This window comes from Streptomyces flavofungini (assembly GCF_030388665.1).
Classification (GTDB): Bacteria; Actinomycetota; Actinomycetes; order Streptomycetales; family Streptomycetaceae; genus Streptomyces; species Streptomyces flavofungini_A.
In genome coordinates this window covers 2,839,640-2,860,191 of record NZ_CP128846.1, presented here as the reverse complement: position 1 = coordinate 2,860,191, position 20,552 = coordinate 2,839,640, and the positions used below count along the sequence as shown (strand labels likewise).

Below are 20,552 nucleotides of genomic sequence, written 5' to 3'. Positions count from 1 at the left end.
AGCCGGTGCGTCGCACTCACGTTTCCCCGGGCGGGCACGGTCGTTGGGACCCACGTGAGACAGGCAACGAGACGCGCTCGGCGCGCAGGGGCCGCGCTGGCCGCAGCGGTGGCATGGGCAGGACTGGCACTCGGGGCGACGGGCTGCTCCGGGTCCGAGCTCGACGGGATGCTGGGCAAGCCGCCGCGGCCCGCCGACGCGATCCGGGTCACGCCCGGCGACGGGGACAAGAACGTGCGGGCGGGGGAGCGCCTCGAAGTGCGGGTGCCGGACGGGCGCCTGGAGTCCGTGCGGGTGGTGCGCTCCCAGGACGCGCAGGAGGTAGAGGTGGCCGGGCGCATCGGCGCGGACCGCTCGACCTGGCGCCCGGTGGACGACGGCCCGCTCGCGCTCGCCGCGAAGTACACGGTGGACGCGGTCGCCCTGGACGGCCACGGGCGGCGCACGGCCCGGCACACCACCTTCACCACGTTCGTCCCCGACGAGCGCTTCATCGGGTACGTCACGCCGGAGCACCGCGCCACGGTCGGCACCGGCATGATCGTCTCCCTGGAGTTCAACCGCGAGGTCGCCGACAGGAAGGCCGTCCAGCGGGCCGTCCGCGTCACCGCGGAGCCGGCCGTGGAGGTCCGGCCGCACTGGTTCGGCGCCACGCGTCTGGACTTCCGCCCCGAGAAGTACTGGAAGCCGGGCACCAAGGTCACCGTGGACCTGGACCTGCGCGACGTGAAGGCCGCGCCCGGCGTCTACGGCCTGCAGGACAAGACGTTCTCCTTCACCGTCGGCCGCAGCCAGGTCAGCCTGGTCGACGCCGCCGCGCACACCATGGAGGTGCGCCGGGACGGCGAGCTGCTCGCCACGGTCCCGATCACCGCGGGCGCCCCGAAGACCACGACGTACAACGGCAAGATGGTCGTCACCGAGATGCTCGAGGTGACCCGCATGAACAGCCGCACCGTCGGCTTCGGCGGCGAGTACGACATCCCGGACGTGCCGCACGCGATGCGCCTGACCACCTCCGGCACCTTTCTGCACGGCAACTACTGGGCGCCGAACGCCCCGGGCAAGACCAACGTCAGCCACGGCTGTGTGGGCCTGCGCGACGTGAAGGGCGGCAGTTCCCGTACTCCCGCGGGCTGGTTCTTCGACCGGACCCTCATCGGTGACGTCGTCGAGGTCGTCAACAGCGACGACAAGAAAGTGGCTCCCGACAACGGACTGGGCGGCTGGAACATGGACTGGGAGGAATGGAAGACGGGAAAGAAAGCCGCAGATGGGAAAAAGGACGACAAGAGGCCCCGCTCGGGCCGCCCCTGACAGCCACAGGTCCGCACCGTGAACGCAGTTGGAACGGAACGGTGACATTGGCGGGGAGTCATCGCTTCTGGGCCTGTGGTTATCTAGCGCAGTGCGCGAGTCGGCTCATTCTCGACCACCGCGCGGGGCACTGGAGTGCGGGCCTGATCGGGCCGTGCGAGGGGAGAAAATCTTGAACGGGCGACCGATATCGGGGGCGTCGGCTCACACGCGAAAGCGCGGGCGGCGGCGGGGCGCCGACACACTGTTCGCGGCGGCGTCCGGGGCGACGCTGCTGCTCGTCACCGCGTGCGGCGGCGGCTCCGACTCCGGCGACGGGGACGGCGGCAAGGGCAAGGCGGACGACAACAAGCCCTCGCGGGCCGTCGTCACCATCGCTCCCAAGGACGGCGCGGACGCCGTCGCCACCAGCGGGGCGCTGAAGATATCCGCGGCCAAGGGCAAGCTGTCGGAGGTGACGGTCAAGGACCCCAAGGGCAAGGCCGTCCCCGGGAAGATCGTCGCCGGTGGCGCGAAGTGGATGCCCGAGAGGCACCTCGCCGCCGGGACCAAGTACAAGGTCCACGCGATCGCCAAGGACTCCGAGGGCCGCACGTCCGCCAAGGAATCGGCGTTCACGACCCTGGTGCCGAAGAACACCTTCGTCGGCCAGTTCAACCCCGAGGACGGCACCAAGGTCGGCGTCGGGATGCCGTTCTCGGTGACCTTCTCGCGCGGCATCACGGCGCCGGACGCGGTCGAGAAGGCCATCGAGATCAAGACCGAGCCGTCCGTGCCCGTCGAGGGCCACTGGTTCGGCAACGACCGCCTGGACTTCCGCCCGGAGAAGTACTGGAAGCCGGGCACCAAGGTCACGGTGAAGATGAACCTCGACGGCGTCGAGGGCCGCCCGGGGGTCTACGGCAAGCAGGCCAAGACGATCACCTTCGAGATCGGCCGCAGCCAGGTCTCCACCGTCGACGTCAAGACCAAGAAGATGACCGTCGTGCGCGACGGCAAGGTCCTCAAGAAGATCCCCGTCACCACCGGCAAGCCCGGCTACGAGACGTGGAACGGCCAGATGGTCATCAGCGAGCGCCTCAAGGTGACCCGCATGAACGGCGAGACCGTCGGCTACGGCGGCGAGTACGACATCAAGGACGTGCCGCACGCCCAGCGCCTGTCCACGTCCGGCACGTTCATCCACGGCAACTACTGGGGCGGCGACGCGTTCGGCAACTACAACGCCTCGCACGGCTGCATCGGCCTGCGGGACGTGCGCGGCGGCTACGACAAGAAGGTGCCGTCCGCCTGGTTCTTCAACCACTCGATGGTCGGTGACGTCGTCGTGGTGAAGAACTCGAACGACAAGATCATCGCCCCGGAGAACGGCTACAGCGGCTGGAACATGTCCTGGGAGAAGTGGAAGGCCTAGGCCTTCCGGCAGCTCCGGGACCGGAACCGCACTTGCGGGACCTGAACCGCACTTTCGGGACCCGACCCTTTCACCCGCGGCGTGCGGGGCACGGCTAACGTGCCCCGCATGACAACTGTGCATCTCGAAGTCGCCGAGGGCGTCGGCACGATCCGGCTCGACCGCCCCCCGATGAACGCCCTGGACATCGCGCTCCAGGACCGGCTGAAGGACCTCGCGGCGGAGGCGACCGCCCGTGACGACGTGCGGGCCGTCGTCCTCTACGGCGGCGAGAAGGTCTTCGCGGCCGGCGCGGACATCAAGGAGATGCAGGACATGGACCACGCGGCGATGGTCGTGCGGTCCCGGGCCCTGCAGGACTCCTTCACCGCCATCGCCCGCATCCCCAAGCCGGTCGTGGCCGCCGTCACCGGCTACGCCCTCGGCGGCGGCTGCGAACTGGCGCTGTGCGCCGACTTCCGCATCGCCGCCGACGACGCCAAGCTGGGCCAGCCCGAGATCCTGCTCGGCCTGATCCCGGGCGCGGGCGGCACCCAGCGGCTGCCGCGGCTCGTCGGCCCGGCCAAGGCCAAGGACCTCATCTTCACCGGCCGCATGGTCAAGGCCGACGAGGCGCTGACCATCGGCCTGGTGGACCGGGTCGTGCCCGCCGCGGAGGTGTACGCGCAGGCGCACGCGTGGGCCGCGAAGCTCGCCCAGGGGCCCGCGTTCGCACTGCGGGCCGCCAAGGAGAGCGTGGACGCGGGTCTGGAGGCGGACATCGACACCGGTCTCGCCATCGAACGCACGTGGTTCGCGGGCCTGTTCGCCACCGAGGACCGCGAGCGGGGCATGCGCAGCTTCGTGGAGGACGGCCCCGGCAAGGCGAAGTTCCGCTGAAGTCCGGCCAGTTGAAGGCCCGTCAGCCAAAGTGTCCCCCGAAGGGGCGGATTATGGCAGGCTTAAGACAACCTTAAGGAAGGGCCCTTGCGGGCGCTCCGTGATCACTTGTGAGCAAGAAGTCATCGCAGGTGAGAGCGGGTGTGGCGGGGGTCGAGCTGCCTTTGGCATATGCCTCAACAGCCCCCCGGAACGGAAGCTTCCGGGGGGCTTATTCCGTCGGAACGGCCCCGATGCGGTCACGGGGCGGCCATGATGGGGGGCATGGCGGGGCAGGAGGGTTTCGAACAGCCGCGGCGGCGCACGGGCGCGACCGAGGCGCGCTGGTCTCCGGCGGTGGAGGACGAACACGCGCTGAAGGCACTGGAGTTGTTCGGCAACCCGGCCGAGGCCGAGGTCCCGCTGCCCTCGCGTCCGGAGTCCGCGGCCATCGCCCGCCGCCTCGCGCAGGTGGTCGTCCTGCGCCACTGGGGCCTGACGCCCAAGCTCACCGAGGACGTCGTGCTCCTGGTGTCCGAACTCGTCGGCAACGCCGTGCGGCACACCGGTGCCCGCGTCTTCGGTCTGCGCACGCTGCGGCGGCGCGGCTGGATCCGGGTCGAGGTGCGCGACCCCTCGCGGGGGTTGCCCTGTCTGATGCCCGTCCATGAGCTCGACGTCAGCGGCCGAGGCCTGTTCCTCGTCGACAAGCTCGCCGACCGCTGGGGCGTGGACCTGTTGCCGCGGGGCAAGACGACCTGGTTCGAGATGCGGATCACCGACCGCTGACCGCGCGGCCCGGGGGTACGCGAAAGCCCCCGGGGGCCGTGGGTGCGGCGCTGTCGGGGGCCTTCGGGAGGGGCCATGGGCGAATTGGGGTGTGCCCACGGCCGCGAAGACGACATAGCTCGGGTCAAGGAGAGTCGCTCGTTCCCGACTATGACAGGTGGGCGCCACCGAACCAAAAGTCCTAATCCGGGCATATGATTACAGATGGTGACACTTTAAAAGTGAATCCTTGGTGAGATAGAGCACTCACCTTGTAAACGATGGCTAAACGCTGCCTGTGTGGGGCGATGGGCCTGGTTTGGCTGCCCTCACTTGGTCCAGGCCAGCCGACCCGCAAACGTCCTGAAACAGGTCAATCAACGGCTTTCTTCGCAAGCCCCCCTTAAATGGTCCGCGTGACTGAGCCAAAGGGCCGGCGTGACTGAGCGCGCGGACGGCACCGACCGCCGCGGCGCCCTGCGGGCGGCCGTCGGCCTCGCCGCCGCCGCGGCCACCGCCACGGGCTGCGCCCGCACCGCGTCCCCCCGCCCCACCCCCGAGCCGTCCCGCCCGCCCGCCACCCCGGGCCCCGCACCCGGGCCCCGCGGCTTCCCCGGCCTGCCCGTCCAGATCGCCCACAGCCCCCGCGGCCGCCCCGAGGTCGCCCTCACCTTCCACGGCCAGGGCGACCTCCGCACCGCCCGCGCCGCGCTCGCCGAGGCCGAACGCGCGGGCGCCCGCGTCACCGTCCTCGCCGTCGGCAGCTGGCTCGACGCCCACCCCCGCATGGCCCGCCGCATCCTCGACGGCGGCCACGACCTCGGCAACCACACCCTGAACCACCGGGACGTCAACGCCCTGCCCGAGCGGGCCGCGTACCAGGAGATCACCGGCTGCGCGGACCGCCTCCGCCGGCTCACCGGCGGCATCGGCAACTGGTTCCGGCCCTCGCGCGCCCAGCGGGCGAGCCCGCTCGTCGCCCGCCTCGCGCGCCGCGCCGGCTACCCGCACGTCCTGTCCTACGACGTCGACTCCCTGGACTTCACCTCGCCCGGCGCCGCGGCCGTCACCCGCACCGTCGCCGAAGGGGCCCGCGCGGGCTCCGTGGTGAGCCTGCACTTCGGGTACGCGGACACGGTCGCCGCGCTCCCCGCCGTCCTCGACGAACTCCACCGCCGCGGCCTGCGCGCGGTCACGACCACGGAGCTGCTGACCTGATGCCCACCCGTACCCGTACCCCGCTGCCCCTGACCCGGCGCACCGCCGTACTGCTCGCCGCCGGTGCCGCCGTCGCCGCCGCGCTCGCCGGCTGCGGCACCGAGCAGGCCGACCGGCAGAACAAGGCCCTGGCCACCGAGGCCGTGCCCGAGCCCGCCAAGCCGAAGGCGGTCCGGGGCCTGCCCGGCATGCCGCCCGTCCTCGACCCCAAGGACGTCTACGCCGCCGACCGCCCGAACAAGCTCTCCCCGGTGGTCAAGGACTTCCCCGCGCGCGTCTACGTCCCCAACACCAACTCCAACACCGTCTCCGTCATCGACCCCAAGACGTACGAGGTCATCGACACGATCAAGGTCGGCGTCCAGCCGCAGCACGTCGTGCCGTCCTGGGACATGAAGACGCTCTGGGTCAACAACAACCGCGGCCACACCCTCACGCCCATCGACCCCAAGTCCGGCAAGGCGGGCAAGCCCGTCGAGGTGCACGACCCGTACAACCTCTACTTCACGCCCCACGGCAAGTACGCCGTCGTCATGGCCTCCCTGGACCGCGAGCTGGTCTTCCGCGACCCGCACACCATGAAGCGCGTCAAGACCGAACCGGTGAGCTGCTACGGCGTCAACCACGCCGACTTCTCCCTCGACGGCCGCTACTTCATCGTGTCCTGCGAGTTCTCCGGCGAGCTCCTGAAGGTCGACACCGAGAAGATGAAGGTCGTCGGCCAGCAGAAGCTGCCGTTCAAGGGCGCCATGCCGCAGGACGTCAAGGTCTCCCCGGACGGCAAGAAGTTCTACGTCGCCGACATGATGGCCGACGGCATGTGGGTCCTGGACGGCGACACCTTCTCCGAGCCCGAACTGCTGCCCACCGGCAAGGGCTGCCACGGCCTGTACGTCAGCAGGGACTCGCGCGAGATGTACGTCTCCAACCGCGGCGAGGGCTCGGTGTCCGTCTTCGACTTCACCAGGAACAAGCTCACCAAGAAGTGGCACCTGCCCGACGGCGGCAGCCCCGACATGGGCGGCGTCTCGGCGGACGGCAAGGTCCTGTGGCTCTCCGGGCGCTACGACTCCGAGGTGTACGCCATCGACACCCGCACCGGCGTCCAGCTCGCCCGCATCCCCGTCGGCGGCGGCCCGCACGGCCTCGCGGTCTACCCGCAGCCGGGGCGGTACTCCTTGGGGCACACGGGCATCTTCCGCTGACCGGGGCGCCGACCCGGACGCCGACGCGGGGCGTCCGGACCGCCTTGTGCGCTGGCCAAGGGCGTACTCCCTGCGATCGGCGCCCGGTCCGGCCGTTACCCTGACCCCCGTCAGTAATGCAGAACGAAGGGGCGGACCCGGTGGCGGACATCGAAGAGGCACGCAAGCAGTTCGAGCGGTTCGACGCGGACGGCGACGGATTCATCACGGCCGCGGAGTACAAGCAGGCCATGGCGCAGATGGGGGACTGGAACGTCACCGAGTCGGTCGCCGAGGCCATCATCAAGTCCAAGGACACCAACGGCGACAAGCTGCTGTCCTTCGACGAGTTCTGGGCGAGCCTGAACAAGTAGCGCGTGGCTCGGCCGCCCCGCGCCCGGAAGGGGCCGCACCCGGTGTCCGGGGTGCGGCCCCTTCGCTGGTCACCAGGACCGTGTCCAGGCCGGGCTGTCCCGTCCCGTCGGCCGCCCCCGCCCCGCTCGCCCCGCCGACCCGGCACCGGCGCTGGTCCGGGAGGTCGAGGCGGGGGAACCGGAGGTGGCGGAGCGGGTGGCGCTCGCCTAGCCGCTGGCCACGTCCGGGAAGTTGACGGGGGCCGGCGGCGAGGGCGGCCGGGGCCGACGCCGGGCGGGGCCGAAGGTATCGTTCGCCTCAGCTCGTTGTGTTCGCAGAGCCTGACGGGGGATGGCCATGACGTCGCCGCGCTCGGCCCTGACGCGCCGCGGACTCCTGGGGGCGGCGGCGCTGGCCCCGCTGGCCGCCTGCACCAAGGACGACGACCCGGTCACCCGCCCCCGCGGCACGGCCTCGGCCCCGGCCGATTCCCCGTCCGCCTCCGCCTCCGCGCCGGACGCCCGCCGTCACCGCCGCCGATTCGCCGACCTGGAGCGGGAGTTCGACGCCCGCCTCGGCGTCTACGCCCTCGACACCGCCACCGGCACCACCCTCGCCCACCGCGCGGACGAGCGCTTCGCGTTCTGCTCGGCCTTCAAGGCCCTCGCCGCTGCCGCCGTCCTCGACGGCAACCCGCTGTCCCACCTCGACAAGCGCGTCACGTACAGCAGAGCCGACCTCATGAAGCACGCACCGGTCACCGCGCGCCACGTCGACACCGGCATGACGATCCGGCAGCTGTGCGACGCCGCCATCCGCTTCAGCGACGGCACCGCGGGCAACCTGCTGCTCCGCGACCTCGGCGGCCCCGACCGCCTGACCGCCTACGCCCGCGGCCTCGGCGACAAGGTCACGCGCATGGACCGCGTCGAACCGGCGATCACCCAGGCCACCCCGGGCGACCCCCGCGACACCAGCTCGCCCCGCGCCTTCGGCGGCACGTACCGGAAGATCGTCCTCGGCGACGCGCTCGCGGGCCGGAAGCGCGCCTTCCTCCTCGACCTCCTCCAGCGCAACGCCACCGGCGCCGAGCGGATCAAGGCGGGCCTGCCGCGCGGCTGGACCATCGCCGACAAGACCGGCACCGGCGACTACGGCACCCTCAACGACATCGCCGTCCTCTGGCCCCCGCGGTCCGCGCCGCCCGTCCTCCTCGCGATCATGACGAGCAAGGCGGCGAAGGACGCGCCGTACGACCAGGCCCTGCTCGCCGAAGCCGCCGCCTACGTGACGTCCGTGCTGCCGGGGAAGACCCCTCGGTAGGGCTCGGTAGGGTGGACGGCACATCGTGAACCGGAACGAGGAGCCAGACGTGAGCGAGTCGGCGGCCATCGCCCTGCAGCAGGAGATCGCCCGGGAACTCCAGGTGGCCGAGGTCTTCGAGGCCGAGCGCGAGATCGAGCGCCGGGTGGCGTTCCTCGCCGAGCGCCTCACCGCCACGGGCCTGCGCTCCCTCGTGCTCGGCATCAGCGGCGGCGTCGACTCCACCACCACCGGACGGCTCTGCCAGCTCGCCGTCGAGCGGGCCCGCGCCGCCGGGCACGAGGCCCGCTTCCACGCCATGCGACTGCCCTACGGCGTCCAGGCCGACGAGCACGACGCCCAGCTCGCGCTCTCCTTCATCCAGGCCGACGAGGTCCTGACCGTGGACATCAAGCCCGCGAGCGACGCCGCCCTCGACGCCTCGCTGGCCGCCGGCGTGCGCTTCCGCGACGCCCACCACCAGGACTTCGTGCACGGCAACATCAAGGCCCGGCAGCGCATGATCGCCCAGTACGCGGTCGCGGGCGCGCACGACGGCCTGGTCGTCGGCACCGACCACGCCGCCGAGGCGGTCTCCGGCTTCTTCACCAAGTTCGGCGACGGCGCCGCCGACCTGGTCCCGCTCACCGGCCTCACCAAGCGCCGGGTGCGCGCCGTCGCGGACGCCCTCGGCGCCCCCGCCGAGCTGGTGTGGAAGACCCCCACGGCCGACCTGGAGACCCTCGACCCGGGCAAGGCCGACGAGGACGCCCTCGGCGTCACCTACGACGACATCGACGACTTCCTCGAAGGCAAGCCGGGGGACGCGCGCGCCTTCGACAGCATCGTCCGCCGCTACCGCCTCACCGACCACAAGCGGCAGCTGCCCGTCGCCCCGTGAACGACCGGCGCTCGCCGGCTACGCGGCCTTGCGGTACCGCCCCGGTGCCACCCCGAACTGCCGCTTGAACGCCTTGGCGAACGCGAACTCCGAGGCGTAGCCGCAGCGTTCCGCGATCACCCGCAGGGGCGTGTCCTCGTGGCGCAGGAGGCGGCCGGCCGTCGTCATCCGCCACCACGTCAGGTACGCGAGCGGCGGCGAGCCCACCGTCGCCGCGAACCGCCGGGCGAACGGCGCCCGCGAGAGCCCGCCGAGCGCGCCCAGCTCCGCCACCGTCCACGGGTGCCCGGGATCGGAGTGCACGGCCCGCAGCGCCGCCGCCACCGCCGGGTCGGCGAGCGCCGCCGCCCAGCCCGTCGGATGCCCGGTGCCGTGCCGCTCGCCCAGCCACCAGGCCCGCAGGATGTACACCAGCATCGTGTCGAGCAACGCCGAAACGATGGTGTCCGAGCCCGGCTTCGGGTCGTCGAGCTCGGCGCCGAGCAGCTCCACGACCCCGCGCAGCGAGCCGTGGGCGCCGACGCGGGCGGGCAGGTGGACCACCTCGGGCAGCTCGGACAGGAGCGGGTGGGCGCGGGCGCGGTCCAGGCGGTACGCGCCGCAGAGGAGCACCGCGGCGGGCGGCTCGCCCGACTCCCCGTCCACCGACCGCGCGGGCGGCCTCGGCCAGGACCCGTCCGACTCCAGCTCGAACCGGTCCAGCGGCGCGCCGGGCTCGCTCATCAGGGCGTGCCCGCTGCCGTGCGCGACGAACGTGATGTCCCCCGGCGCCAGCGCGATCGGCTCCGTGCCCTCCCGCCCCGGCACCAGCCAGGCCGACCCCCGCAGCAGCACATGGAACCCGGCCCCGCTGGACTCCCCGAACCGCGCGCCCCACGGCGCGTACTTGTCCCAGATCGCGGAGTGCGGCCGCCCGAGCCGCATGGCGGCGACCGCGTCACTGAGTACGTCCATGTCCGAACCGTAGCGCGCACACCGAGCAGCGCGACGAACGGACAGAAAACCGAGATCAGCGAGCATGGAACGTCTCGCGGACGCTGCCTAGCGTGTCCACCATGACAACGAAGGAAGCGACATCACACACGTCAACCACCGCTCGGGCAGTGCTCTTTGACGAGATCGGCGGACCCGAAGTCCTGAAGGTGCGCGAAGTGGAACTGCCCGCCCCGGGCCCGGACGACGTCCTCGTCCGCGTCGAGGCGATCGGCCTCAACCGCGCCGAAGCCCTCCTCCGCTCCGGCACCTACTACTACCCGCCCACCCTGCCCGCCTCCCGCAACGGCTACGAGGCCGCGGGCGTCATCGAGGCGGTGGGCGCGGACGTGACGGCGTTCGCGCCCGGCGACGCCGTCCTGGCCACCGGCAACTTCGAGCTGAGCGCCCACGGCGTGTACGCGGACCGCGTCGTGCTGCCGCAGCACGCGGTCGCCCGGCGCCCCGCCGACGTCGACGCGGTCACGGCGGCCGCCGTCTGGCTCACGTACACCACCGCCTACGGCGCCCTGCACCTGTGCGCGGGGATGCGCCCCGGCGACCACGTCCTGATCACCGGTGCGTCCAGCGGGGTCGGCACGGCGGCCCTCCAGGTCGCACGCCGCGCGGGCGCGACCCCCATCGCCACCACCCGCACCGAGGCCAAGCGCCGCGAACTCCTCGACCTGGGCGCCGCCCACGTCATCGTCACCGACACGCAAGACATGGCGAAGGAGACCAAGCGCCGCACCGAAGGCCGGGGCGCCGACATCGTCCTGGACGCGATCGGCGGCCCCGCCTTCCGGACCCTCGGCGAGGCCGCCGCGGACAACGCCACCTACGTCCTCTACGGCTGGCTCGACGCCCGCCCCGCCACCGTCCCGATGACCTGGCCCGTAACCGTCCACGGCTACAACAACGCCCTCGTCACCGACACCCCCGACGCCCGCCGCCGCGCCGCCGCCTACCTCGACTCGGGCCTGCGGGACGGCACCCTGCGCCCCAGGATCGCGCAGGTCTTCGACGGCCTCGACCGCATGCCGGACGCCCACCGCCTGATGGAGACGAACACCCACATCGGCAAGATCGTGGTGCGGCCCTAGCGGCGGTGCCGGGCTACGGCGTGGCCCAGTCCCGCATCGCGTCCTTGCTCGCGAAGTCCGCCACGTTCTTGTCCAGCGGCGTCGACGTGTACTGGTGGATGCGCCACTTCGCCTGGATGCGGGGCTTGCCCGCCGTCACATAGTCGGCGATCCAGAGGCCGTCTCCGGCGAACGACGTCACGTCGTGGTTCAACCAGAAATCGCGGTTGCAGTACAAGATCACCTTGTGGTCGGGGCGCAGTCGCTTCACCTCCCTGATGAAACGGTCCTTCTCCGCATTGGTCGCCGCCGTGCCGTCGCCGGTCCTTTCCCAGTCCACCGCCAGGAAGTCCCCGGCCCGCTCCGGCGCCTTGCTCACGAAGTACTCGGCCTGGGCGGTGATGTTGCCCGGCCACAGGAAGTGGTAGAAGCCGACGACGCAGCCGCCGTCGCGGGCGAGTTTCGTCTGGGCGGCGAGACGGGGGTTGATGTAGGAGCGGCCCTCCGTCGCCTTGACGATGACGAAGGAGAGTCCGGCGGTGGAGAAGGACGACTGGTGGGAGCTGACGTCGATGCCGCGCAGCATGTGGCCTCCAGCGGAGTGGGGGGAGTGGGGGGAGTGGGGGGGAGTGGGGGAGTGGCTCCGGTGCCGGGGCCGTGGGGTGGCCGGGTCCGGCGCGTGAGGGGCGATCGGTGATCAGTGATCGGTTCAGGTTCAACGGGTGAACGGTCAATGGTTGACTGTTACTTGACCGTTCCCCGTGAGGGGCTGGTTCCACCCTCGTACTGGCGTTCCTTGCCTCCGTGCGTGTATGGAGTACGGGCACGCGCGTCCGCCACCACCCCCCACTCACGGATACGGGACCCCACATGCCCCTGACCCGCCGCGCCTTCCTCACCGGCGCCACGGCCACCGCCGCCACCGCCCTCCTCGCCGCCCCCGCCTCCGCCAGGACCCGCACGCGTGCTCTCGGCACGCAGAACTGGATGGCGGGCATCGACGCGGGGACGCCCCTGCAGCGCCTGACGATTCCTGGCACGCACGACTCGGGTGCCCGCTTCGGCGGCTGGTGGGTGGAGTGCCAGAACACCACCTTGGGGCAGCAACTGGGCTCCGGCATACGGTTCCTGGACATCCGGTGTCGGGCCTTCGAGGGGTCCTTCACCATTCACCACGGCGCGTTCTACCAGAACCTGAACTTCGACGACGTGCTCGGCGCCTGCCGGGACTTCCTGCGCGGACAGCCCACGGAGACCGTGTTGATGCGGGTCAAGCAGGAGTACTCGCAGGAGAGCGACGCCACGTTCCGGGCGATCTTCGACGACTATCTGGACCGGCGCGGCTGGCGCTCCCTGTTCCACATCGGCGACGGTTGGCCGCGCCTCGGCGATGTGCGCGGGAAGGTCGTCCTCATCGCCGACAACGGCGGTCTGCCCGGCGGCATCCGCTGGGGCGACGGCGGCCTCTTCGACATCCAGGACGACTACAACGCCGTGCCCGCGGCCAAGTTCCCCAAGATCGAGGCCCACTTCAGGAAGGCCGCGGCCCAGCCGGGCAAGCAGTACATCAACTTCGTCAGCACGGCCGCCGCGATCCCGCCGCGCTGGAACGCCGACGACCTCAACCCGAGGACGCACACCCTCCTGGAGAGCGCGGAGGGACGCACCTGGCACGGGCTCGGGATCGTCCCGATGGACTATCCCAACACCCGCGCCGGTCTGGTGGAGTCACTGATCGCGCACAACTAGGCGCGCGGTCCGAGGGGCCGGCGCGTGGCGGGGCTCAGCACTCGATGATGTTCACGGCGAGCCCGCCGCGCGCCGTCTCCTTGTACTTCACGCTCATGTCGGCGCCGGTCTCCTTCATGGTCTTGATGACCTTGTCGAGGGACACCTTGTGGCTGCCGTCGCCGCGCATCGCCATCTTCGCGGCGGTCACGGCCTTCACGGCCGCCATGCCGTTGCGCTCGATGCACGGGATCTGGACGAGGCCGCCCACCGGGTCGCAGGTCAGGCCGAGGTTGTGCTCCATGCCGATCTCGGCGGCGTTCTCGACCTGGGAGGGGGAGCCGCCCATGACCTCGGCGAGGGCGCCCGCAGCCATCGAGCAGGCGGAGCCGACCTCGCCCTGGCAGCCGACCTCGGCGCCGGAGATGGAGGCGTTCTCCTTGAAGAGCATGCCGATGGCGCCCGCGGCGAGCAGGAAGCGGACGACGCCCTCGTCGTCGGCGCCGGGCACGAAGTTCATGTAGTAGTGCAGGACGGCGGGGATGATCCCGGCGGCGCCGTTCGTCGGGGCGGTGACCACACGGCCGCCCGCGGCGTTCTCCTCGTTCACCGCCATCGCGTACAGCGTGATCCACTCCATGGCGCGGGCCTGCGGGTCGCCCTCGGCGCGCAGCTGCCGGGCCGAGTTCGCGGCGCGGCGGCGGACCTTCAGGCCGCCGGGCAGGATGCCCTCGCGGGACATGCCGCGGGACACACAGGCCTGCATGACGCGCCAGATGTCGAGGAGGCCCTCGCGGATCTCGTCCTCGGTGCGCCAGGCCTTCTCGTTCTCCAGCATCAGCGCGGAGATGGAAAGGCCGGTCTCGGCGGAGAGGCGCAGCAGCTCGTCGCCGGTGCGGAAGGGGTACTTCAGGACCGTGTCGTCGGGGACGATCGGGTTCTCCCCGGCCGCGCCCTCCTGATTGAGCACGGTCTCGTCGACGACGAAGCCGCCACCGACCGAGTAGTACGTCTTCTCCAGGACGAGGGCGCCGTCGGTGTCGTACGCGAAGACGGTCATGCCGTTCGCGTGGTACGGCAGGGCCTTGCGGCGGTGCAGGATCAGGTCGGCGTCGAAGTCGAAGGCGATGTCGTGCATGCCGAGGACGTTCAGGCGTCCCGTGGACTTGATCTGCTCGACGCGGTCGTCCGCCGACTCCACGTCCACGGTCCGCGGGGACTCGCCCTCCAGGCCGAGCAGGACGGCCTTGGGGGTGCCGTGGCCGTGGCCGGTGGCACCGAGGGAGCCGTACAGCTCCGCGCGTATCGAGGCGGTGTGGGCCAGCAGGCCCTCGTTCTTCAGGCGGCGGGCGAACATGCGCGCCGCGCGCATCGGGCCGACCGTGTGGGAGCTGGACGGGCCGATGCCGATCGAGAACAGGTCGAAGACCGAGATGGCCACGGGAGAACTCCAATGATGGGTGGTAGACGCCTTTGTCCGCCGGGTGGTGCGGGGGCAGCTTGCCGTGCTGGTGGGCACGTGGTGCGGGGCACCGCGCGCACTGTCCTCATGTCCAGTGTGCGCGGTGCCCCGGAAGTCCGTACCAACTAAAGCGTACGAAACTACTTCAGGCCGGGGTACAGCGGGTGCTTCGCTGCCAGAGCGGACACCCGGGCCTTGAGGGCCTCGGCGTCGAAGTCCGGCTTCAGGGTCTCGGCAATCACGTCCGCGACCTCGCGGAAGTCCTCGTCCTGGAAGCCTCGGGTGGCCAGGGCCGGGGTGCCGATGCGCAGGCCGGAGGTGACCATCGGGGGCCGGGGGTCGTTCGGGATCGCGTTGCGGTTGACCGTGATGCCGACCTCGTGGAGGCGGTCCTCGGCCTGCTGCCCGTCCAGCTCGCTGTTGCGCAGGTCGACCAGGACCAGGTGCACGTCCGTGCCGCCGGACAGGACGTCGACGCCGACGGCCTTGACGTCGTCCTGCACCAGGCGCTCGGCGAGGATGCGGGCGCCGTCCAGGGTGCGCTGCTGGCGCTCCTTGAAGTCGTCCGAGGCCGCGACCTTGAAGGAGACGGCCTTGGCCGCGATCACGTGCTCCAGCGGGCCGCCCTGGAAACCGGGGAAGACCGCGGAGTTCAGCTTCTTCGCGAAGTCCTTGTTGCGGGCCAGGATGATGCCGCCGCGCGGGCCGCCGAGCGTCTTGTGCGTGGTGGAGGTGACCACGTCCGCGTACGGCACCGGGTTCGGGTGCAGCCCGGCGGCGACGAGACCGGCGAAGTGCGCCATGTCGACCCACAGGTAGGCGCCGACCTCGTCGGCGATCCGGCGGAACTCGGCGAAGTCCAGCCGGCGCGGGTAGGCGGACCAGCCCGCGATGATCACCTTGGGGCTGTTCTCCTTGGCCAGGCGCTCGACCTCGGCCATGTCGACCAGGCCGGCCTCGTCCACGTGGTAGGCGACCACGTTGAACTGCTTGCCGGAGAAGTTCAGGCGCATGCCGTGGGTGAGGTGGCCGCCGTGCGCCAGGTCCAGGCCGAGGATCGTGTCGCCGGGCTTGGCGATGGCGAAGAGGGCGGCCTGGTTGGCGGAGGCGCCGGAGTGCGGCTGGACGTTGGCGTACTCGGCGCCGAACAGGTCCTTGACCCGGTCGATGGCGATCTGCTCGGTGACGTCGACGTGCTCGCAGCCGCCGTAGTAGCGGCGGCCGGGGTAGCCCTCGGCGTACTTGTTGGTGAGGACCGTGCCCTGGGCCTCCATGACGGCGACCGGAGCGAAGTTCTCCGAGGCGATCATTTCCAGGGTGGACTGCTGGCGGACGAGCTCGGCGTCGACAGCGGCGGCGACGTCCGGGTCGAGCTCGTGGAGAGGGGTGTTCATAAGCGACATCGGAAGATCAGTCCTTACGCCGTGGTCAGCTGCCTGCGAACGCGGTGTACTCGTCGGCGGAGAGCAGGTCGCCCGGCTCCTGTGCGACGCGCACCTTGAACAGCCAGCCGCCCTCGAAGGGCGCCGAGTTCACCAGGGACGGGTCGTCCACGACGTCCTGGTTGGCCTCGACGACCTCGCCGCTGACCGGCGAGTACAGGTCGCTGACCGACTTCGTCGACTCCAGCTCGCCGCAGGTCTCGCCCGCGGTCACCGTGTCGCCGACGGACGGCAGGTCGGCGTAGACGACGTCACCGAGCGCGTTGGCCGCGAATTCGGTGATGCCGATCGTGGCCACACCGTCCTCGGTGGCCGACAGCCACTCGTGCTCCTTGCTGTAACGCAGCTGCTGGGGGTTGCTCATGGCGTGAATTCTCCTGTACGCGGGCGAGTGCTGATGAACGTGGTCTTACGGACTGAGACGGGCGGGTGTCACCACGGGCGCCGACGGGACGCGGGAGGCGTCCGACGGCGGCGCGGAACACCGCCGCCGGGCTACTTCTGGCGCTTGTAGAACGGCAGCGCGACGACCTCGTACGGCTCGTGCGTACCGCGGATGTCCACACCCACGCCCGCCGTGCCGGGGGCGGCGTGCGCCGCGTCGACGTACGCCATCGCGATCGGCTTGCCCAGGGTCGGGGACGGCGCGCCCGAGGTGACCTCGCCGATGACCTGGCCGTCGGCGACCACGCTCATGCCCGCGCGCGGGACCCGGCGGCCCTCGGCGACCAGGCCCACCAGCTTGCGCGGGGGCGCGGCCTCGGCGCGCTCGGCGGCCGCGCGCAGCGCCTCGACGCCCACGAAGTCGTCCGCGTGCGACGTCTTCTCGAACTTCACGACCCGCCCCAGACCGGCGTCGAACGGCGTGAGGGCCGTCGTCAGCTCGTGCCCGTACAGCGGCATGCCCGCCTCCAGGCGCAGTGTGTCGCGGCAGGACAGGCCGCAGGGGATCAGGCCGGCCGGGGCACCGGCCTCGGTCAGCGCCCGCCACAGCCCCTCGGCGTGCTCGGGGGCCACGAACAGCTCGAAACCGTCCTCGCCGGTGTAGCCCGTGCGGGCGATCAGGGCGGGGACGCCCGCGACGGTGCCGGGCAGGCCCGCGTAGTACTTCAGGCCGTCGAGGTCGGCGTCCGTGACCGCCTTCAGGATGCCGGGGGACTCCGGTCCCTGGACGGCGATGAGGGCGTAGGCGTCGCGGTCGTCGCGGACCTGGGCGTCGAAGCCGGCGGCGCGCTCGGTCAGCGCGTCGAGCACGACCTGGGCGTTGCCTGCGTTGGCGACGACCATGTACTCGCTCTCGCCGAGGCGGTAGACGATCAGGTCGTCGAGGATGCCGCCGTCGGCCTGACAGATCATGGTGTAGCGGGCGCGGCCGACACCGACGGAGCCGATGTTGCCGACGAGCGCGTGGTTGAGCAGGTCCACCGCCGCGGGGCCGGAGACCGTGATCTCGCCCATGTGGGAGAGGTCGAAGAGGCCGGCGCGGGTGCGGACGGCGTTGTGCTCGTCGCGCTCGCTGGCGTACCGCAGCGGCATGTCCCAGCCCGCGAAGTCGGTCATGGTCGCACCGAGCTCGCGATGCAGGGCATCCAAGGCAGTGTGGCGTGAGGTATTGCTCATCAGTACTGGCTCCCGGGGCATGACGGGCGAGGTCGATCCTCCCCATCTGTCATCGAACCTGAGAGGTTCACCACGTCCCGTGCGTATGACGGGGCATGACTTGCACCTTGGGTGGAGCCGCCCCTGTGACCGGTGTGACCGGGGATCGACCCGCTTTTCAGATGTGCCTCGCCCGCGCGGTACGGGGCCTGAGAGATTCAAGGGAGGAACTTGCTCCTTCGGCGCCCCGGGACGACGTCCGCCTCGATGTGCGGTCACGTCTCCGGGAACTCTCCCGCGCGGATTCAAGCGGCCGGTATGGAGTTGGCGCGCACATCATTGCACGCGCCCCCGCTTCACGACAGCAGCAACTTCTTCACGACGGCGGCATCCGCGGAATGCCCTTGTGCGGCATTACCGTCTCTTTACACTCAACGGAGAAGTACTGGGGATGAGTGACGTGACCAGCATGGGGAGGCCGATCACGGTGCACAGGAGCGGTGCTTATGCGACCACCACGGGTGCGGCGCCGCCCGGGAGCGACGTGGTGCCGCCGCAACCCGGTGCGCCCGTGCGCGAGAGCCTCGGGTACTTCCCCCGGCCCGTCGTGCGCGACCTCAGGGACCGGGGCCGGCGCGGCCCGCGCCGCCTGGTGTTCGCCGCGCACGACGTCGTGGTCGTGTCCGGGCTGCCCGGCAGCGGCAAGTCCACGCTGATGCGGCGCGCGGTGGCGGGGCCGCGCGTGGACTCCCAGGACACCCGGGACCGCTGGGCGGCCCGGATGCCCCGGCTCCTGCCGTACGCCCTCTACCGCCCCCTGGTCCGCCTCGCGCACTACGCGGGCCTGCGCCGGGCGCTGCGCTCCGGCGCGGGCGTCGTCGTGCACGACTGCGGCACGCAGCCGTGGGTGCGCCGCTGGCTGGCCCGCGCGGCCGCCCGGCGCGGCGCGACCCTGCACCTGCTCCTGCTCGACGTGCCCGTCGAGGTCGCCCTGCACGGGCAGCGGGAGCGCGGCCGGGGGGTGTCCCGGTACGCCTTCGCTCGGCACCGCAGGACGGTCGGCCACCTCGTCCGCGCCGCCGAGCGGGGCGAGCTGCCGCGGGGCTGCGGTTCGGCGGTGCTCCTGGACCGGGAGGCGGCGGGGGCGCTGCGGGAGATCGGGTTCGGGGGCTGAGGGGGCTGAGGGGGGTGTGCTGTGGGACTCCCGGTTAGGGTCGGGCCCGCAGCACAGGAGTACGGCAGAGCGCAGAGCAGGGGTCGAGGACATATGAACTATCCGGGGGACTACCCGGGGGGCGTCCCGGGCGGCATTCCGGCACAGGGGCCGGAGCAGGGGCACCCGTACGGACATCCGCAGGTCGGCCACCCCCTGGGCGACCCTCAGGGCTACCCGCAGGGCGATCTCCAGAGCCACCCGCAGGGCGATCTTCAGAGCCATCCGCTGGGCGAGTCGCACGGCCATCCGCACGAGGGCTGGCCCGCCAACGAGCTGGAGGAGGTCCTGGCCGCGTCGCTCGGCGCCCCGCCGTCGGACGCGGTGGGCGCCCGCATCGTCGAGACGCTGGGGCGCGGCCGGGTCTGGGTCCCGCTCCCGTCCGGCGGCGGCCCCGACCAGGGCACGCTCGACCTGCCCACACTGGAGATCGACGGCCAGGCGTACGTCCCCGTCTTCACGTCCGAGCAGCAGTTCCAGCAGGTCACGGGGGGCCGGATGAGCTGGGCGGTGGCGCCCGCGGTGGAGTTCGCACGCGGTCTTCAGCCGCAGCTCGGCATCGTCCTGAACCCGGAGGGCACGGTCGCCGTGCCGCTGCCGCCGCCCGCGGTGGCAGCGCTGTGCCGGGTGGGGCGCACGGAGCTGGACGGCCCCACGACGGGTGGCCGGGTCCGCCTCTTCGAGCCGGACTGGAAGGAGGACCCGGTCGACTTCCTGGGCGCCGCGTCCCGCGAGTTCCAGGCGACCGGGGTGGTCCTGACGGCCCGCCGCTGCCTGGCCAGCGTCGAGGGCGAGGACCCGTCCCTGTTCGTGGGCGTGGAACTCTCCTCCTGGGAGGGCGATGCCCGCGACGCCCCCATGCAGGCCCTGGCCCGAGCCCTCACCGAGGTCCCGCCGGCCTGGCAGGTCAACCTCGTCCTCCTGGACGTGGCCCAGGACCCGGTGGCGGACTGGCTCCGCACCCACATCCGCCCCTTCTACACCTCCCACTGACCGCCTGCCGCAGGCTCTTTCCCACCCACCCGCCCACCCCTCTCCCGGGCCTGCCCGACAGCCCGGCACCTCATCTCCGCCGGGGCGCCCCCGTTTATCGGCGCTCCGCGCCTCGTCCTCAAGCGCCGGACGGGCTGTCTCCCACCCGCCCGCCCGCCCGGACTTGCACCGGCGTGCCCGACGGCCCGGCACCCTCAGCTCCGCCGGGGTCGCCCCCGGATCGCGCTGCGCGCTCGTCCTCAAGCGCCGGACGGGCTCTCTCCCACCCGCCCGCCCCCGCCATTACCGCGGCCGGGGCGGTCCGCACTGCCTGCCCGGAGCGCCTACAGCCCGGCCCGCCGTACTTCAGCCCACCCCGCCGGTGCGTCCTCAGCCCACCCCGCCGGTGCGTCCTCAGCCCACCCCGCCGGTGCGTCCTCAGCCCACCCCGGCGAAGCCTTCAGCCTGTCCCCGGCGAAGTATTCAGCCCGTCCGGCGTTTGAGGACGAGGCGCGAAGCGCCGATTCGACGGCGCCCCCGACGGGGCTGAGGCGGATGGCCCACAGAACTGCCCGGCCCTACCCGCGACCCACAGAACCGCCCCACCCCGGGCCCCACGGGACCGCCCCGCCCCGGGGCCCACAGAAACGGGTGGGCGGGTGGGATGGCCGCCGCGCAGCGGCGGCACAGCGTCCGCAGCCCCGGTGGCGGGAAACAGGACCAACGCCCACCCCGAGCCCCGATCAAGGCGCCCACGCCAGAAGTA

At 71.7% G+C, this 20,552-nt stretch carries 19 protein-coding genes and 2 riboswitches; of the genes, 13 read left to right on the top strand and 6 right to left on the bottom strand.

Annotated elements, in window-relative coordinates:
* The first annotated feature begins 54 nt into the window (after nt 1-54).
* From QUY26_RS11225 to nadE, 9 genes are all read left to right on the top strand, one after another.
* A complete protein-coding gene (locus tag QUY26_RS11225) occupies nt 55-1,317 on the top strand; it encodes a L,D-transpeptidase (RefSeq protein WP_289945550.1) in 1,263 nt (420 codons plus the stop codon).
* A 172-nt stretch (nt 1,318-1,489) separates the two neighbouring features.
* Nucleotides 1,490-2,731 carry a L,D-transpeptidase gene (locus QUY26_RS11220; RefSeq protein WP_289945548.1) on the top strand — a complete coding sequence of 414 codons (1,242 nt, stop codon included), beginning with the start codon at nt 1,490-1,492 and terminating at the stop codon, nt 2,729-2,731.
* Between the two features lie 108 nt (nt 2,732-2,839).
* On the top strand, nt 2,840-3,610 hold the full coding sequence (locus tag QUY26_RS11215) for an enoyl-CoA hydratase/isomerase family protein (RefSeq protein ID WP_289945546.1): 771 nt from the start codon (nt 2,840-2,842) through the stop codon (nt 3,608-3,610).
* Between the two features lie 264 nt (nt 3,611-3,874).
* Entirely contained in the window at nt 3,875-4,378 is a 504-nt protein-coding gene (locus QUY26_RS11210; RefSeq protein ID WP_289945543.1) for an ATP-binding protein, read from the top strand.
* Between the two features lie 417 nt (nt 4,379-4,795).
* On the top strand, nt 4,796-5,575 hold the full coding sequence (locus QUY26_RS11205; protein ID WP_289945540.1) for a polysaccharide deacetylase family protein: 780 nt from the start codon (nt 4,796-4,798) through the stop codon (nt 5,573-5,575).
* Nucleotides 5,575-6,780 (top strand): YncE family protein, encoded by a 1,206-nt coding sequence (locus QUY26_RS11200; RefSeq protein WP_289945538.1) that lies wholly within the window; start codon nt 5,575-5,577, stop codon nt 6,778-6,780. The genes QUY26_RS11205 and QUY26_RS11200 overlap by 1 nt, the downstream gene beginning before the upstream one ends.
* Nucleotides 6,781-6,920: 140 nt before the next feature.
* Nucleotides 6,921-7,133 (top strand): EF-hand domain-containing protein, encoded by a 213-nt coding sequence (locus QUY26_RS11195; protein WP_289955652.1) that lies wholly within the window; start codon nt 6,921-6,923, stop codon nt 7,131-7,133.
* Nucleotides 7,134-7,470: 337 nt separating this feature from the next.
* Nucleotides 7,471-8,436, top strand: a complete 966-nt coding sequence (gene bla / locus QUY26_RS11190) for a class A beta-lactamase (protein ID WP_289945536.1) — start codon at nt 7,471-7,473, stop codon at nt 8,434-8,436.
* Nucleotides 8,437-8,485: 49 nt separating this feature from the next.
* Nucleotides 8,486-9,316, top strand: a complete 831-nt coding sequence (gene nadE, locus QUY26_RS11185; RefSeq protein WP_289945534.1) for an ammonia-dependent NAD(+) synthetase — start codon at nt 8,486-8,488, stop codon at nt 9,314-9,316.
* An 18-nt stretch (nt 9,317-9,334) separates the two neighbouring features.
* Here the strand turns inward: nadE and QUY26_RS11180 are convergent, their stop codons facing one another.
* The gene (locus QUY26_RS11180) at nt 9,335-10,270 is read right to left on the bottom strand and encodes an AraC family transcriptional regulator (protein ID WP_289945532.1); all 936 of its coding nucleotides are present in this window, start codon (nt 10,268-10,270) and stop codon (nt 9,335-9,337) included.
* A gap of 101 nt (nt 10,271-10,371) precedes the next feature.
* On the opposite strand from QUY26_RS11180, the gene QUY26_RS11175 reads away from it, so the two are divergent.
* Complete coding sequence (locus QUY26_RS11175) at nt 10,372-11,391, top strand: zinc-dependent alcohol dehydrogenase family protein (RefSeq protein WP_289945529.1); 1,020 nt, start codon at nt 10,372-10,374, stop codon at nt 11,389-11,391.
* A 13-nt stretch (nt 11,392-11,404) separates the two neighbouring features.
* Here the strand turns inward: QUY26_RS11175 and QUY26_RS11170 are convergent, their stop codons facing one another.
* On the bottom strand, nt 11,405-11,956 hold the full coding sequence (locus QUY26_RS11170) for a glycoside hydrolase family 25 protein (protein WP_289945527.1): 552 nt from the start codon (nt 11,954-11,956) through the stop codon (nt 11,405-11,407).
* 284 nt (nt 11,957-12,240) lie between these two features.
* On the opposite strand from QUY26_RS11170, the gene QUY26_RS11165 reads away from it, so the two are divergent.
* Nucleotides 12,241-13,119: a phosphatidylinositol-specific phospholipase C gene (locus QUY26_RS11165; protein WP_289945525.1), complete on the top strand. Its 879-nt coding sequence runs from the start codon at nt 12,241-12,243 to the stop codon at nt 13,117-13,119.
* Between the two features lie 34 nt (nt 13,120-13,153).
* Here the strand turns inward: QUY26_RS11165 and QUY26_RS11160 are convergent, their stop codons facing one another.
* The 4 genes from QUY26_RS11160 to gcvT all read right to left on the bottom strand — a co-directional run bounded on the left by QUY26_RS11160 (nt 13,154) and on the right by gcvT (nt 17,622).
* Nucleotides 13,154-14,539, bottom strand: coding sequence for an L-serine ammonia-lyase (locus QUY26_RS11160; protein WP_289945524.1), 1,386 nt, complete (start codon nt 14,537-14,539; stop codon nt 13,154-13,156).
* A 161-nt stretch (nt 14,540-14,700) separates the two neighbouring features.
* Nucleotides 14,701-15,963, bottom strand: a complete 1,263-nt coding sequence (gene glyA / locus QUY26_RS11155) for a serine hydroxymethyltransferase (protein WP_289945522.1) — start codon at nt 15,961-15,963, stop codon at nt 14,701-14,703.
* Between the two features lie 25 nt (nt 15,964-15,988).
* Nucleotides 15,989-16,366 carry a glycine cleavage system protein GcvH gene (gene gcvH, locus QUY26_RS11150; protein ID WP_289945520.1) on the bottom strand — a complete coding sequence of 126 codons (378 nt, stop codon included), beginning with the start codon at nt 16,364-16,366 and terminating at the stop codon, nt 15,989-15,991.
* A 131-nt stretch (nt 16,367-16,497) separates the two neighbouring features.
* Entirely contained in the window at nt 16,498-17,622 is a 1,125-nt protein-coding gene (gene gcvT, locus QUY26_RS11145) for a glycine cleavage system aminomethyltransferase GcvT (protein WP_289945518.1), read from the bottom strand.
* Between the two features lie 36 nt (nt 17,623-17,658).
* A riboswitch (glycine riboswitch) is annotated at nt 17,659-17,789 on the bottom strand.
* Nucleotides 17,790-17,909, bottom strand: a riboswitch (glycine riboswitch).
* A 143-nt stretch (nt 17,910-18,052) separates the two neighbouring features.
* Here gcvT and QUY26_RS11140 point away from each other — a divergent pair.
* Together QUY26_RS11140 and QUY26_RS11135 are read left to right on the top strand one after the other, a co-directional pair.
* Nucleotides 18,053-18,775, top strand: a complete 723-nt coding sequence (locus QUY26_RS11140; RefSeq protein ID WP_289945517.1) for an AAA family ATPase — start codon at nt 18,053-18,055, stop codon at nt 18,773-18,775.
* Nucleotides 18,776-18,868: 93 nt separating this feature from the next.
* Nucleotides 18,869-19,807, top strand: a complete 939-nt coding sequence (locus QUY26_RS11135) for an enhanced serine sensitivity protein SseB (protein ID WP_289945515.1) — start codon at nt 18,869-18,871, stop codon at nt 19,805-19,807.
* Nucleotides 19,808-20,552: the final 745 nt, after the last annotated feature.

What these genes read in the sequence shown, in the direction of transcription:
- QUY26_RS11215 (WP_289945546.1), top strand. Translation starts at nt 2,840, where the DNA reads ATGACAACTGTGCATCTCGAAGTCGCCGAGGGCGTCGGCACGATCCGG.
- QUY26_RS11210 (WP_289945543.1), top strand. Translation starts at nt 3,875, where the DNA reads ATGGCGGGGCAGGAGGGTTTCGAACAGCCGCGGCGGCGCACGGGCGCG.
- QUY26_RS11200 (WP_289945538.1), top strand. Translation starts at nt 5,575, where the DNA reads ATGCCCACCCGTACCCGTACCCCGCTGCCCCTGACCCGGCGCACCGCC.
- bla (WP_289945536.1), top strand. Translation starts at nt 7,471, where the DNA reads ATGACGTCGCCGCGCTCGGCCCTGACGCGCCGCGGACTCCTGGGGGCG.
- QUY26_RS11180 (WP_289945532.1), bottom strand. Translation starts at nt 10,270, where the DNA reads ATGGACGTACTCAGTGACGCGGTCGCCGCCATGCGGCTCGGGCGGCCG.
- QUY26_RS11175 (WP_289945529.1), top strand. Translation starts at nt 10,372, where the DNA reads ATGACAACGAAGGAAGCGACATCACACACGTCAACCACCGCTCGGGCA.
- QUY26_RS11170 (WP_289945527.1), bottom strand. Translation starts at nt 11,956, where the DNA reads ATGCTGCGCGGCATCGACGTCAGCTCCCACCAGTCGTCCTTCTCCACC.
- QUY26_RS11165 (WP_289945525.1), top strand. Translation starts at nt 12,241, where the DNA reads ATGCCCCTGACCCGCCGCGCCTTCCTCACCGGCGCCACGGCCACCGCC.
- glyA (WP_289945522.1), bottom strand. Translation starts at nt 15,963, where the DNA reads ATGTCGCTTATGAACACCCCTCTCCACGAGCTCGACCCGGACGTCGCC.
- gcvH (WP_289945520.1), bottom strand. Translation starts at nt 16,366, where the DNA reads ATGAGCAACCCCCAGCAGCTGCGTTACAGCAAGGAGCACGAGTGGCTG.
- gcvT (WP_289945518.1), bottom strand. Translation starts at nt 17,622, where the DNA reads ATGAGCAATACCTCACGCCACACTGCCTTGGATGCCCTGCATCGCGAG.
- QUY26_RS11140 (WP_289945517.1), top strand. Translation starts at nt 18,053, where the DNA reads ATGAGTGACGTGACCAGCATGGGGAGGCCGATCACGGTGCACAGGAGC.
- QUY26_RS11135 (WP_289945515.1), top strand. Translation starts at nt 18,869, where the DNA reads ATGAACTATCCGGGGGACTACCCGGGGGGCGTCCCGGGCGGCATTCCG.